This is a genomic window from Rhodococcus sp. CH91, from assembly GCF_022554085.1.
Lineage (GTDB): Bacteria > Actinomycetota > Actinomycetes > Mycobacteriales > Mycobacteriaceae > Rhodococcus.
In genome coordinates, this window is sequence record NZ_JAKFYR010000001.1 from 474,927 (window position 1) to 488,787 (window position 13,861).

Genomic DNA, 13,861 nt, shown 5'->3' on the forward strand with positions numbered 1-13,861 from the left:
GTTTTCCTGTGGCCCATGTGCCACCCATACCGATGAGGACCGTGCGATGGCCTGGGATTTCTCGACCGATTCGGAGTTCGAACAGAAGCTCGTCTGGATGCGTGAGTTCGTCGACCGGGAGATTCTCCCGTTGGAGACGCTCGGGGAACGCTTCCGCGGGCGCGAGGGACGAGCCGACTATCTGCGTCTGATCCAGCCGCTCAAGGAGCAGGTCAAGGAGCAGGGTCTGTGGGCCGCCCACCTGCCGCCGTCGCTCGGAGGTGCCGGCTACGGCCAGGTCAAACTCGGTCTCATGCACGAGATTCTGGGGCGTTCCCATCTGGCCCCCCACATCTTCGGAAACAACGCCCCCGACTCCGGTAACACCGAGCTACTGGCTCTCGGCGCCACCGAGCAACAGCGCAAGGACTATCTCGAACCGCTCCTGGCCGGGGAGCTCACCTCCTGCTATTCGATGACCGAACCCGGCGCCGGGGCCGATCCGAAGCTGATGGAGGCCACCGCCCGGCTCGAGGGTGACGAGTGGGTGATCGACGGACACAAGTGGTTCATCACCAACGCGGCACTGGCCGATTTCCACATCGTCATGGTCCGAACCGAATTCGGTGAGGACATCCGTCCGCACAAGGCTTTCTCGATGATCCTCGTGCCCGCCGGGACCCCGGGTCTCGAGGTCGTACGCAACATCCCGACCATGGCCGAGCCGGACGTCCGCGACGACGACTACGGCGGCCACGCCGAAGTGGTCTATCGCAATGTCCGCGTGCCCCGGGAGAACCTGATCGGGGAGCGGGGAGGCGGCTTCGCCCTCGCGCAGGGCCGCCTGGGCCCGGGCCGGATCCATCACGCGATGCGATGGCTGGGACAGAGCCGACGAGCCTTCGACATGCTCTGCGAGCGTGCGGTGAGCCGGAACGCCCACGGTTCGTTGCTCGGCGACAAGCAGATGATCCAGGACTGGGTCGCCGAGTCGTACGCTGCGATGCAGGCTGCGCGCCTGCTCACCCTCCAGGCGGCATGGCGGATGGATCGCCTCCACGACGAGGGGCGCCCCTACAGCGATGCCCGCCTCGACATCGGCCTGATCAAGTTCTGGGGCGGCCGCGTCCTGTACGACGTCCTCGACCGTGCGATCCAGATCCACGGGGCGCTGGGATATTCGTCCGACCTGCCGCTCGAGTACATGTACCGTCGTGCTCGCGCAGCGCGTCTGTACGACGGTCCGGACGAGGTGCACAAGGTCACCGTGGCCCGCCTGCTGCTGCGCGAATACGAGCCGCACGAGGTTCCCAGCGAGCACGTGCCCACCCGGCGCGCCGACGCCGAGAAGAACTTCGCCGCACTCCTGGAACAGGTCGCGCTCAACGCATGAGACCTTGGGGGTAGGGAAAGCAGGAACCCGAGGCGAGGAGTCGCACATGAAACTACCCACCGGAGTCGAAGGGGAGCGCGTGCAGCGCGGCAACCGGACGTTGCTCAAGCCGCTGCCGCGACGGATGCGGCCGCTCAAACTCGCCGAGGTGCTGGCCCGCGAGATCGTGGAAGCGATGATCGAGGACGGCGTCGAGCCGGGGGATGTGCTGCCTTCCGAAGTCACGATGATGGCGAACTACGGTGTCGCCCGAACCACCCTTCGCGAGGCGTTGAGACTGCTCGAGGCCCAGGGGCTCGTCGTCGTCAAGCAGGGTCGCGGCGGCGGCCCGGTGATGGCCGCGGTCGATGCCTCCGATCTGGGGCGCACTTCCGCACTGTACTACCGGCTCGCCGGTGCGACCTATCGTGAACTGGCCGAATCGAAGGTCGCGCTCGAACCGTGGCTGGCCGACCTCGCAGCCCGGCGTTCCGACCCGGAACAGGCGAGAAGTCAGCTGTCGGTCACCTTCGGCGAGGGTGAAGCCGAACCGGAGGACGCGGTACGGCCACGCGGGATCTGGCGTGCGACACCGCAATTCCACGAGACGGTCTACGCGCTGAGTGGCAACCTCGTCCTCAGCACGTCGGCGAGCGCGATGTCGGCGATCTTCCGTGAGCAGGTGCTCGCGGCGATCGATCTCTCACCCAAGCACGACGACTTCGTCGAGGCACATCGACAGATCGCCGCCGCCATCATCGAGGGCCGTCCCGAGGACGCGCACCGGCTGTCGTACGAGCATCAACAGGACATCAACGATTACTGCGAGGAGCGGATCCCCGAGCTCCTCGACCGGGTCATCGAATGGCGCTAGCCATTCCGGACGGGCTCGGTGACGAGTCGAAAGGAGCGGAGTGAGTACGGAACTGGACGTGGCGATGCTGGTGCTGCGGGTCGCACTGGGCGGCATGCTCATGGCGCACGGCGTGAACAAGATCGCCGGAGGCGGGGGACTGGACGGCACCGCAGGATGGTTCGAATCGCTCGGCCTGCGCCCCGGTCGGCTGCACGCACGCATCGCAGCATTCACCGAAATCGGCGCCGGCGCATTGCTTCTGCTGGGATTGGCCACACCGCTGGCATCTGCCGCCTTCATCGGTCTGATGCTGGTCGCGACCTTCACCGATCATCGCGGTAAGGGATATTTCGTGTTCGAGGGCGGATGGGAGTACACGATCCTGGTGGCGATGGTGGCCGTCGTCCCTGCGCTGATCGGGCCGGGCCGGTGGTCGCTCGACCATCTGCTCGGTGTGAACGCCTTCGGCTTGACCTGGGCAGTTGCAGCCGTCGCGGTGGGCGCGCTCGCGACCGCAGGCCTGATGGCGGCATGCTACCGGCCGCGCGCCACGACATCCTGAGGCGACGGCCGCTCCTGCGAAGGAGCCCCGTGGAGCCGCCGGCCATCCATCGAGAAGGGGAGGATCCCCGCAGAGACGGCCGCACGGAGACAGCCCGTGCGGTTCTTCGGAAGCGCGGCATGGTCCCGAGTCGTGCCGCCATGAGGACGAAACGGAAGACAGGCTATGACTGCGCAACTCGACACCGGTATCCAGCACACCTTCCGTGAGGCCATGGCCTCTGTGGCGACTCCGGTCTCGGTGGTCACCACCACCTGGGAAGACAACCACTACGGAGCGACGGTGAGCGCGTTCTCGTCGCTGTCCATGGACCCCCCGATGGTGCTGGTCTCCCTCGACCGGCGTTCGACCCTGCTCACCGCGGTCCGTTCCGCGGGCCGGTTCGGCATCAACATCCTGTCCGTCTCACAGGCGGCGACCGCCCTGAAGTTCGCATCCAGCCGAGGCATCGGGAAATTCGACGGTGTCTCCTGGCAACCGGATTCGGGCCTGCCGCGCCTCGACGGCGCCGTGAGCTGGCTGGCCTGCGATCTCGTCGACTCCGTGCAGGGCGGTGACCACATCATCGCTCTCGGTCGCGTGGTCTCGGTGGAAACCGGGGACGGCACTCCCTTGACCTACCATCGCCGCGTCTTCGGCACCCATGTCGCGTTGTAACGCCAGGAAATTCTCTCTACGAAAAAGTTTCCGGCCGCAATAGTTGCCTTGAACAAAGAATTGTGGTCTGCTTCACATGTGACCGCAGACACAAGAATGCAGGTCGAGGGCCGGGACGTCGCCGTCTCCCATGTTCTCGACGCCTGGGTGCGCGCCGCCCGCGCCTTTTCGGCCGCAGGGGTGTATCCCGTGGATACCGGCATCCCCGGAGTTCGGTTGGAACGCCCCGCGTACACCATGCTCCGGGAGCTCGATCAGCACGGGCCCCGACGGCTCGGCGACTTGGCCTCGGCCAGCAATCTCGGGGTTTCCCACGCCAGCCGCCTGGTGGAGGGTCTGGTCCGAGAAGGCTTGGTGGAGCGCACTGTTCCGACCGACGACCGCCGCGTGACGATCCTTGCCGTCACGCCCGAGGGTGGCAGCGCCGCCCGGAGGATCGAGCGGCAGTTCCGCGGTCTGATCACCGACCGCCTGGAGAGTTTCGACGAGCAGGAAATCACCGATTTCGCAACGCTTTTCCAGCGTTTCGCCGACGAGCTCGTCGGCTGGTCGACCACGAAGACATGTGGTGGTCGCGGCCCCGAGTCCGAAGACTACCGGTAGGTAACCTTCTCCCGGGGCATGATTCGGCGTCCGGGCACGACCCCGGCACCCTGGCGGATTCCCGCAGTTCCCGACGGAAAGAGGAGCTTTTCGCTTCCTCTCGGCTTGACGTAGATCACATTCCGCATATTCTATGCATATATCGAAGCAATGATGATGATTGTCTAGGAGTGGCCATGACCGTCTTGCAAAACACCCCCGAAGACCTCGAAATGGACACTGTCCCACGTCGATCCGGAGGGCACAGATCAGTGCTGGGACGTGCCGCGGTGGTGATCGACGCGTTCGACGACGGGCGCGCCCTCTCCCTCGACGATCTGACTGCGCGCACGGGTCTGCCCCGCTCCACCGTCTATCGCCTGGCCGAGCAGCTGCGCGACGTCGGCTGGATCGAACGGGTGTCCGCCGGCTACCGGATCGGGCTGCGTCTGTTCGAGGTCGGGGGTCTCGCTGCCGATGCCGCCCGTCTTCGTGCCCAGGCCTGCACGTGGCTCTACCAGGCACAGCAACAGTGTGCGCAGATCGTGCACCTGGGCATCCTGGACGGTGACGAGGTCGTCTACATCGACAAGGTCGGGCCGGCGCGCAGCGACGTCCCGACGCGCATCGGAGGACGTCTACCGGCCTACCGAACTGCGATCGGGCGCGCCCTCCTGTCGGCACAGCCGGAGGCCACCTGGCGCCGCGTCATCGCCGATGCTGCCACCATCCCCACCCGCCCGGGCGCACCCAGCCTGACATCGATCCTGGAGACCGCTCGTCGCACCGGAATCGCAACAGACTTCGGTGATTCCGTCAGTGGCCTGGCCTGTGTGGCCGCTCCGATCCTGTCGTCCTCCGGGGTCGTCGGGGCGGTATCCATCACCGGGCCCGGCAGCACCAACCGCGCGACGCTCCAAGCGCACGCTCGTATCGCCAGGCAGACTGCCGAATCCATTGCGAGCCGATTGATTCCCGCTGTGCCGGCGAGTCGTGGTGGCACCCGGCGCGTCGGAGACGGGCAGGAATCGGTGCAGACCGACCCGGCCGACTACCTGCGCGCGTTGTGACGCGCGGTCGGGGACCGTCCGACGGCCGGCTCGTCATCCGCTTCGTACCACCGGGCAGGTGAGGGTCCTCCCGCTGCCGGACATCCGTTCATCCACTATCGCTTGGAGGTTCGCCCCATGGTCTGTCCTTCCGAACCAGTTCGCGTCAGTTTGGACAACCGGTTGGCCGAGTCGTTCCGTGCGGGCGTCGAACTGCCCGACGACTGCCGGATCGAGATCGCCGACGACCGGCTGTGGGTGCTCTTCCCGGAGTCGGACTTCGTGATCCAGACACGGCCTGCCGACGGGCCCGACTCCGTCCATCTCATCTTCTCGGTCGCCGTCCGAGCCCCCGAGCCCTCACTCGAGACCTGGTGGGACAAGTGGTCGGTTCCCGCCGAGCGTCGAGTTCAGGCGGAGGTCGCACGCGACGAGATCCTGACGAGCCGGAAGATGATCCTGCGTATGCTCGACGAGCGTTTCGGTGCAGGCCGCCGCAGTGCGGAGATGCGGTACGCGTAGGTGTGAACCTACCCCCCGGTGGCCGGAGATCCGGCCACCGGAAGGTCTGTCAGACGTGGTGGCAGGCGACGACATGATTGTCGTCGATCTCGCGCAACAGTGGCTCCTCCTCCGCGCACCGTTCCGTCGCGAGCGGGCAGCGGGTACGGAAGCGGCATCCGGACGGGGGGTTCAGCGGCGACGGAAGGTCTCCCTCGATCCGCGGCGTGGCCTCCGCTTCCCCGCGGTGGATGTCGGGATCGGGGATGGACGCCAGCAGCAGGCGCGTGTACGGATGGCGCGCCCGGTGCTCCATATCGCGGCTGGGTGCGATCTCGCAGACCTTGCCCAGGTACATCACCATCACGCGGTCGCTGATGTTCTTGACCACCGCCATGTTGTGGGCGATGAAGATCATGGTCAGCTCGAACTCGTTCTTCGTCTGTTCGAGGAGGTTGAGGATCTGTGCCTGGACCGAGACATCGAGGCTGGAGACCGGTTCGTCGCAGATGAGCACCTTCGGTTCGAGCATCATCGCGCGGGCGATACACACCCGCTGACACTGACCGCCCGACAGTTCTCCGGGCAGGCGCTCCCAGACCATGTCCGGATCGAGCCCGACAGCGCGCAGGAGTTCGCGTGCCCGCCTCTCGAGCTGGTCCTTGTTCTGCCGCCCCCACATCCGGGGCCCCTCGGTCACCAGGTGCTTGACCTTGCGCCGCGGATTGAGCGACGAGATCGGGTCCTGCATGATCATCTGGAGTTTCGATCGGATCCGGCGCAGTTCGGACGGGCTCGAGGTCGTCAGCTCCGTACCGTCGATCTCGACGCTGCCCGACTTCGGTGACGGCAACTGCATCACCGCGCGGCCGGCGGTGGACTTGCCACATCCGGATTCGCCTACGATACCGAGGGTTTCGCCCGACAGCAGATCGAAGCTGATGTCGGACACCGCGTAGACCGTCCGGTGGCGTCCGGCCGGGAACTCCACGACCAGGTTCTTCACGGACAGTACGGGATCGTCTTCCGCGCGCAGGTGCGCAACTCCGCTACCGGCCATCAGATTGCCTCCATTTCCAGCACGCGATCGTCGACGGCCGCCACGGTGGGTATGCCGAGTTCGGCCACAGCAGGCCCGCCCAGGGGGAAGTGGCAGGCCACCTCGTGGGGATGGCGGGCGCCGGCGGTGTCCGCGGAGGCACTGAGCCCGGGTACGACCTCCCGGCACTTCTGTTGCGTGTACTTGCAGCGGGATGCGAATGCGCAACCCGCCGGCGGCCTCGTCATGTCCGGGAGGCCACCCTCGATGGATTCGAGGCGGGTATGAGGATCCTGCTCGAGCCGGGGGACCGCGGCCAGCAGCGCCTCCGTGTAGGGATGACGTGGGGTGGTGAACAACTGGCGGGTCGGAGCCGTCTCCACGACACGTCCGGCATACATCACGGCCACTCGATCGGTCTGCCCGGAGACGACTCCGAGGTCGTGGCTGATGAGGATCCCCGCCATACGTGTCTCCGTGCGGAGCGAGTCGAGCAGTTCGAGGATCTGTTTCTGCACGGTCACGTCGAGGGCGGTGGTGGGCTCGTCCGCGATCACCAGCTTGGGATCGCAGGCCAGTGCCATCGCGATCACCACGCGCTGGCGCATACCGCCGGACAGCTCGTGAGGATACTGGTCGATGCGCCGGGTCGGTTCCGGGATGCGGACCTTGCGCAGGAGTTCGATCGCCCGCTCGCGTGCCTGCTTCTTGTCCAACCCGAGGTGGGCGCGCAGCGACTCGGTGATGTGCGTGCCGATCCGTTTGAACGGGTTCAGTGCCGACATCGGGTCCTGGAAGACCATCGCGATGTCCTTGCCCCACAATCGCTGTTGATCCTTGCGGGAGAGGGATTGCATGTCGCGTCCCTCGAAGAGCACCTGACCGGTCACCGTGGTGTTGCCGCCGTGCGAGACGAGTCCCATGATGGTCTGTCCGAGAACCGATTTCCCGGAGCCGGATTCGCCCACGAGTCCCAGGGTCTCGCCTGCCTCGACCTGGAGGGAGACCCGTTCCACTGCTCTGAGATGGCCCCGCTTGGTCCGGAACCGGGTGGACACCTCGTTCACCGTCAACAGCGGCTCGTGGCAACTCACAGCTTCACCTCCCGGGTACCGCCGGTGCGCTTCTGCGCCTTCTCACCGACGAGATTGAACGAGAACACCGTCAGGAACAGGAACAGGCCGGGGGCCCACACGATGTGCGGATGTTGCTCGAACACGGTGCCCTGGCCTTCCGAGATCATGTTCCCCCAGGTCGGAGTGGGGGGCTGAATGCCCAGCCCGAGGAAGCTCAGCGACGCTTCCGCGACGATCATCGCCGAGATGAGGACCATTCCCATCGACGCGAGCGGGAGGACGACATTGGGAGCGATCTCCCTCAGCATCACCCTCATCCTGGTGGCGCCCATGGCTCTGGCCGCGAGAACGAACTCGCGTTGCGAGAAGACGAGAGTATTGGCTCTGGCGATACGCGCCATACTGGGAATCGCCAGGATCGACAATGCGAACGCGATGTTGCGCAGGTTCGGCTCGAGCACCGAGGCGAGTGCGATCAGCAGGATCAGCGAGGGAACCGCGAGCAGCGAATTGGTGAGCACACCGACGATCCGGTCGAGCTTGCCACCGAAGTATCCGGCGAGGATGCCGATCGCACCACCGACGATCATGCCGATCAACACCGCCGAGACGGCGACCACCAGTGAGTACCGAGCACCGTAGATCGACCGGGCGAGCAGATCCAGGCCGAAATTGTTGGTGCCCAGTGGATGTTCCGAGAACAGGCTCGGGGTTGCGTAGCTCGGCTCGGTGAGGGTCCGTGCGGTGTTCTCGTGCTCGGCCAGAGGGAGCAGCGGAGCCAGCAGCGCTGCGGCGGTCAAGGCGGCCAGCCACGTGCAGGACAGGATGAAGGTCAGATCGAAATCGGATCCGAATCGAGCCAGTCCGAGCCTTCGCAATCCGGTGTAGAGCGCTACGAGGCCTATCAGGAAGAGAGAGATGCGGACCGGCATGATGAGCAGCGGTGCGAGGCCGAGGCCCACGGCGATCACACCGGCAACGGTGAGGCACGTTCCCAGGCGGTAGAGATGCCGGCGTTCGTCGGCATTCGAAGGTTCGACCACGGTCTCGGGAGCGGAGTCTTCCTGGGGACGGCCGGTGTCGGCCGGTATCTCGAGGGTCGTCTCAGACATGTGCTCGTCGGCTCCTTGGGTCGAGGTATCCGTAGGAGATGTCGATGACGCCGTTGGCGATGACGTAGATGGCTGCGATCACCAGCACGGCCCCCTGGACCATCGGTATGTCTCCCTGCTGCGCGGCCCGGACGATGAGCGAACCCATCCCCGGCAACGAGAAGAGGGTCTCGACGATGACGGTGCTACCGATCATCGATCCGATCACGACACCGATCATCGTGATGAGCGAGAAGGACGAGGGACGCAGTGCGTCGCTGAACAGCAGGCGGGCGTTCGACATGCCCTTCGCCTTGGCGACGAGGATGAAGTTCTCCTTCAATGTGGTCACGAGATCGCTTCGCAGGATGCGCGTGAACATCGCCATCTCGAGGAGACTGATGGTGAGGGCGGGCAGGAAGGCGTGATAGAGGTTCTGGCCCAGGTCCTCCGAGATCCGCACCCACTGCGAGCGGGGGAACCAGCCGAGGTAGTTGACCATGACCATGATCAGCAGCAGACCCGCGAGGAAGCTCGGGATCGACAGGATCCCGAACGTGCCGGCGCTGATCATGCGGTCGATCCAGCCACCCTGGTGGCGAGCCGAGTACATCGCGAGCGGGACCGAGACGACGATCGCGATGACGAGGCCCATCAGAGCCAACTGCACGCTCACCGGCAATGCCGCGCCGATGCTGTCGGTGACCGCACCTTGCGGCGGAACCATCGACTGACCCAGATCGCCCTGCAATGCCCCCGACAGCCAGCCCCAGTATCTCGTCAGGAAGGGGTCGTCGAGACCCATCTCCTCGCGAACCTGGGCGTACTCCTCGGGTGCGCGGCCTTCACCGAGAACGGCAACCGACGGATCGCCCGGGATGAGCGATACGAGGGCGAACGTGCCGAGACTGACGATGAAGAGCACGACGACCAGTTCGATCGTCTTGTCGATCACTGTTCGCGCCACCGCGTCACCGCCTCCTTCCTCTGTTTCATGAACGGCCGGACTTCTGTACGGCGATCCCGTTGTCGGAACACGGAATCGGAAGCGTGCTGCACCGCGGGCATCTTCCCCGAGGCTCCGAACCGTCACCCGGCAGGACCGTCGTTCGTCCTTCCGGGTGCGCGTCTCCGCGGACCGTGCAGGTGCCGGGTCGCGGGGACGAAGTGCCCGTCGTCGCCCGACCGGGTGCGCCTCGAATGTAGCGTTCGACACATCCGAAGCCGGGCGCACATGTCCCATTCAATGGCATCGACTTCCTCGGAGATCGACGCGTCTCCCGAGGCCTTCGGACGCGGCGGACGGCCGGGCCACCCGGGGTGGGCGGTGTCCGGGAAAGCAGCGGGAGATCTCGCCCGCCGAACGGTGGGCCGCGTCGTGGCTCGCCGTGTTCCGCACCCGGCGCGAGCCCGCGACGGGACTCGGGCGGGCACTCTCGCCGATGGTTCGCCGACATGACGTCGGAGAAGATAATGCCTGGTGGGAGACGCCGATAGTGCTCGGACTCCCGTCGTCGGTGGCTCTCGTGCGAGTCTTCGGGCGACGACCGCGTCCCGAATCTACCCCGATATCCGCCCGGTAGCAGCGCGGGTCTTCTGCCCGGCGGTGGGACTTGCCGGCACGGTACTCCACAGCCCGCGGTCCCGGCGGCGCGGACGGTTGCTCTCGTGGCCGCGGGTGGGTTCCCCGGCACTCACCGTCCACTCGTCCGCCGATTCCGGTGTTGTCCGCGGGGGCGATGCTGCGGTACGCATTGGCGATACGGCGAGACGGCCGCCGAGACGTACACCCGACGAACGGGCTCTCGGCGGAAGGGCCGGGTCGCAGGCGGTCCGTGTGCACGTCGGTGCACTCGGACGTGCTGTGACGGTCGTACACTCCGCGATCGATGCGTCAACGAAAGCTATTGTTACACAAGGATAGTGAAGTATAGAGTCGGCGACGCAGCGGATCGGGCGACGTCGTCGATGTGGGGGCCGATCCTCACTCCAGGAGGTTGTTCATGAGCAGATACTCGAAAGGGATCGGCCGGCTACTGACGACGGTCGTGATCGGTGCCGTTGCACTCACCGGTTGCGCCACAGCCGACGGCAGCGACGATCCGGGCACGGACGCCGTGTCGGACGACAAGGAACTGGCCTACGGCATCGTCGGCGACCAGGGGAACGGCGGGCCGCCGGTGAAGGGTGGGACGCTCATCTTCGCCGGACTCGCACCGGTCACCAACCTCGACCCGACGATGACTCAGGTCACCGGTCCGACCGGCGGCACCGAAATGGCCGCGGTGTACGACGTCCTGGTGAGGTTCGACATCGAGTCGCAGAGCTTCCAGCCGCAACTCGCGCAGTCGATCGAGGAGAGCGACGACCAGCTGAGCTGGACGCTGACGCTGCGTGACGGCGTGACCTTCAGCGACGGAACTCCGCTGGACGCCGACGCCGTAGTCGCCAGCATCGAGCGGTACAACCGATTGAAAGGTGCCCACTCCCAGCTCTTCCAGAAGGTCGTGACGGGGGTCGAGGCAGTCGATCCGTCGACCGTCGTGTTCACCCTCGACCAGCCGTGGCGCACCTTCCCCGCCATGCTCTCGTACGGTCACGGCATGATCGTCGCGCCGAGCTCGCAGCAGGGCGACACCTTCACCCCGATCGGTGCCGGGCCCTTCACCGTCGTCAGCCTGCAACCCCAGCAGGAGCTGCAACTGAAGGCCCGTCCGGATTACTGGGGCGGAGCACCCCACCTCGACGGACTGAAGTTCGTCGCCATCGCCGGCGACCAGCCCAAGGTCGACGCATTGCGGACCGACGGCATCGATATGGCCTATCTCGGCAACGCCGAAACCGTGAACGTCGCGCTCGAGGAGTTCCCGGGTTACGCCGAGGCCGCGAGTCTGAAGATGGTCGGTCAGCTCAACTCCGCCGAGGGCCGCCCGGCCGCCGATCCGCGCGTTCGTCAGGCGATCGCCTACGCCGTCGACCCCGAGGTGATCGACCAGCGGGTGCGCGAAGGCGAAGGCCTGCCCGGTACCGATCTGTTCCAGTCGTGGTCCGCATGGCACGGTGAGACCACCGGGATCACGCCGTCGGCAGAGAAGGCGCGGCAATTGCTCGACGAGGCGAAGGCCGACGGGTACGACGGGAAGATCACCTTCCTCAGCGTCAACAACCCCGACTCGCAAGAGCTCGCGCTGGCCGTCCAGGCCCAGATGAACGCGGCCGGATTCGACACCTCGGTGGAATATGCCAGCAGCACCACCGATCTGGTCAAGCGGCGATATGTGGACCGCGACTTCGACATGAGTTTCGGCTCGTACACCGTCTCGGACATCGACCCCGAGATCCGGCTGTTCAGCGCGCTGCACAGCGAGTCCACGAACAACATCCTCGGGTACGCCGACCCGGAGATGGACCAACTGCTCGCCCGGGTCGTGTCCGCCCCGGACGACGAAGCCAAGCGTGCCGCGATCGGTGAGGTGCAGAACCTCGTCAACACCGACCAGCCGCTGCTTCTGTGGGGAGCCGGCATCAACTTCGTCGCGTGGGCACCCGACGTCTACGGTGCCCAGCCGACCGTCGACGGAATCATCCTGCTCGACGAGGCATTCATGACGAACTGACGACGGACACCTCGGAGACGGCCCCGGTCACGCATGTGAGCGGGGCCGTCCTCGTTGCGCGTCCCGGCCGGTCGAATCCGGCGTCGTGAATCCCGATTTCACGAGATGGGACGAAGCTGGTGAAACTGCCCTTCTCCCACTGATACAACTCACCTGTGTCCGAAGCACATCCGATCTCGGCGAACGAAGGAAGGGGGATCGGGATGTCCTCAGAAGGTCTGCGATCCACCCACCCTGCACCCGGGAGTACCGGGCGTGGCTGGCCGCGGATAGTCGATTTCTCCACGCATTTCAGCGGTCCGATGGCAAGCCGGGCACTGGTGCACCTCGGTGCCGACGTGGTCAAGGTCGAGAACCCCCGTGGGGGTGACGGCAACCGTCAGGTGGGAAATCCGTTCGCCGGCACCTCCGATGTGCACCATGCGCTCAATGCCGGCACCCGGAGCATCGCGCTCGACCGGCGTTCCGAGACATGGCCGCTCGTGGTCGACGCACTCACGAAATGGGCCGACGTCGTGATCGTGGGTGCACGACCGGAGGACGCACGCAAGCGCGGCCTGGACGCCGAGACGCTGCTCGCCGTCGATCCGGGCCTGGTGTACTGCTCCGTGACCGGATACGGCGACGACGGACCGTGGTCCGCGCTGCCGGCCCACGGTCTGCAGCCCGACGTCATGGCGGGACTCGTCGAGGTCGAATGGCACGACGGAATGCCCCGTGTCCCCGCCTCCTATCAGGCACACGGCACCGCCCTCGCCGGTCTCTGGGCGGCCCTGGGAATCCAGGCGGCCCTCCTGCGGCGGCTACGTGGAGAGCCCGGCCAGGTCGTCAGCGTCTCCATCTGGGAGGCGGCACTGGCGTGGATGTGGCGCGAGGCGCAGGCGGGTCTCAACGACCTGCCGTCCCGCCCGGCTTTCCAGGCGATGGGGTCGCGCTACCGGATGTACGTGTGCAGCGACGGCCGGGTTCTGCTGGTGTGCCCCATCGAACGCAAGTACTGGGAACGATTCGTCGACATCGTGGGCCTTCCGGAGTCCTACCGGACCACCGGATCATGGGAACGAGGTGCCGACTACGGCGCCGGTCGCGACGACGAAACGGCAGTGATCGCAGCTTCTCTCGCGACACGTCCGGCACACGAATGGGAGGCCCTGTTCGCCGGCGCGGGCGTACCCGCCGCGATGGTGCGCACCGTTCGTGAGGCCGTGGACACGGATCACGCCCGTCATCTCGGAGTGAGCACCACGCTCGCGCTACCCCGGGGTTCGTACGTTCTCCCACTGAGCCCTGTCGCGGTCGTCCCCGTCGAAGGTGCCCATCCGGGCACCGAGGCCATGGCCCGCCGGCGCCGGGAACGGGGCGCAGGACTCACCGCAGCACCGGAACTCGGCGCCGATACCGCCGGCGTGCTCACCGAGCTCGGGCTCCACGACTTGGCAGCGGAACTCGCGGCCGCACAATCCCATCGAGCCAACTAGTT

General features: G+C 66.1%; 13 protein-coding genes. 9 read left to right on the forward strand and 4 right to left on the reverse strand.

Annotated features, from left to right (window positions below; translation table 11 throughout):
* Positions 1–46: 46 nt before the first annotated feature.
* The 7 genes from MOM01_RS02250 to MOM01_RS02280 all read left to right on the forward strand — a co-directional run bounded on the left by MOM01_RS02250 (position 47) and on the right by MOM01_RS02280 (position 5,579).
* Positions 47–1,372, forward strand: coding sequence for an acyl-CoA dehydrogenase family protein (locus tag MOM01_RS02250; protein ID WP_241383749.1), 1,326 nt, complete (start codon positions 47–49; stop codon positions 1,370–1,372).
* A 46-nt stretch (positions 1,373–1,418) separates the two neighbouring features.
* Complete coding sequence (locus tag MOM01_RS02255) at positions 1,419–2,225, forward strand: FadR/GntR family transcriptional regulator (protein ID WP_241383750.1); 807 nt, start codon at positions 1,419–1,421, stop codon at positions 2,223–2,225.
* A gap of 40 nt (positions 2,226–2,265) precedes the next feature.
* Entirely contained in the window at positions 2,266–2,769 is a 504-nt protein-coding gene (locus MOM01_RS02260; protein WP_241383751.1) for a DoxX family protein, read from the forward strand.
* A 165-nt stretch (positions 2,770–2,934) separates the two neighbouring features.
* On the forward strand, positions 2,935–3,426 hold the full coding sequence (locus MOM01_RS02265) for a flavin reductase family protein (RefSeq protein ID WP_241383752.1): 492 nt from the start codon (positions 2,935–2,937) through the stop codon (positions 3,424–3,426).
* A gap of 78 nt (positions 3,427–3,504) precedes the next feature.
* The gene (locus MOM01_RS02270; protein WP_241383753.1) at positions 3,505–4,029 is read left to right on the forward strand and encodes a MarR family winged helix-turn-helix transcriptional regulator; all 525 of its coding nucleotides are present in this window, start codon (positions 3,505–3,507) and stop codon (positions 4,027–4,029) included.
* Positions 4,030–4,205: 176 nt separating this feature from the next.
* A complete protein-coding gene (locus MOM01_RS02275) occupies positions 4,206–5,078 on the forward strand; it encodes an IclR family transcriptional regulator (RefSeq protein WP_241383754.1) in 873 nt (290 codons plus the stop codon).
* 162 nt (positions 5,079–5,240) lie between these two features.
* The gene (locus MOM01_RS02280) at positions 5,241–5,579 is read left to right on the forward strand and encodes a hypothetical protein (protein WP_241383755.1); all 339 of its coding nucleotides are present in this window, start codon (positions 5,241–5,243) and stop codon (positions 5,577–5,579) included.
* A 49-nt stretch (positions 5,580–5,628) separates the two neighbouring features.
* Here MOM01_RS02280 and MOM01_RS02285 read toward each other — a convergent pair whose 3' ends face one another.
* The 4 genes from MOM01_RS02285 to MOM01_RS02300 are packed head-to-tail and all read right to left on the reverse strand — an operon-like array spanning position 5,629 to position 9,731.
* The gene (locus MOM01_RS02285; protein WP_241383756.1) at positions 5,629–6,618 is read right to left on the reverse strand and encodes an ABC transporter ATP-binding protein; all 990 of its coding nucleotides are present in this window, start codon (positions 6,616–6,618) and stop codon (positions 5,629–5,631) included.
* Positions 6,618–7,691, reverse strand: coding sequence for an ABC transporter ATP-binding protein (locus MOM01_RS02290; protein ID WP_241383757.1), 1,074 nt, complete (start codon positions 7,689–7,691; stop codon positions 6,618–6,620). The genes MOM01_RS02285 and MOM01_RS02290 overlap by 1 nt, the downstream gene beginning before the upstream one ends.
* Complete coding sequence (locus MOM01_RS02295) at positions 7,688–8,785, reverse strand: ABC transporter permease (protein ID WP_241383758.1); 1,098 nt, start codon at positions 8,783–8,785, stop codon at positions 7,688–7,690. Before MOM01_RS02295 ends, MOM01_RS02290 begins: the two co-directional genes overlap by 4 nt.
* Entirely contained in the window at positions 8,778–9,731 is a 954-nt protein-coding gene (locus tag MOM01_RS02300; protein WP_241383759.1) for an ABC transporter permease, read from the reverse strand. The genes MOM01_RS02295 and MOM01_RS02300 overlap by 8 nt, the downstream gene beginning before the upstream one ends.
* Positions 9,732–10,767: 1,036 nt before the next feature.
* Between MOM01_RS02300 and MOM01_RS02305 the strand changes: the two genes are divergently transcribed.
* Entirely contained in the window at positions 10,768–12,381 is a 1,614-nt protein-coding gene (locus MOM01_RS02305) for an ABC transporter substrate-binding protein (protein WP_241383760.1), read from the forward strand.
* 203 nt (positions 12,382–12,584) lie between these two features.
* Positions 12,585–13,859, forward strand: a complete 1,275-nt coding sequence (locus tag MOM01_RS02310) for a CaiB/BaiF CoA transferase family protein (RefSeq protein WP_277609085.1) — start codon at positions 12,585–12,587, stop codon at positions 13,857–13,859.
* Positions 13,860–13,861: the final 2 nt, after the last annotated feature.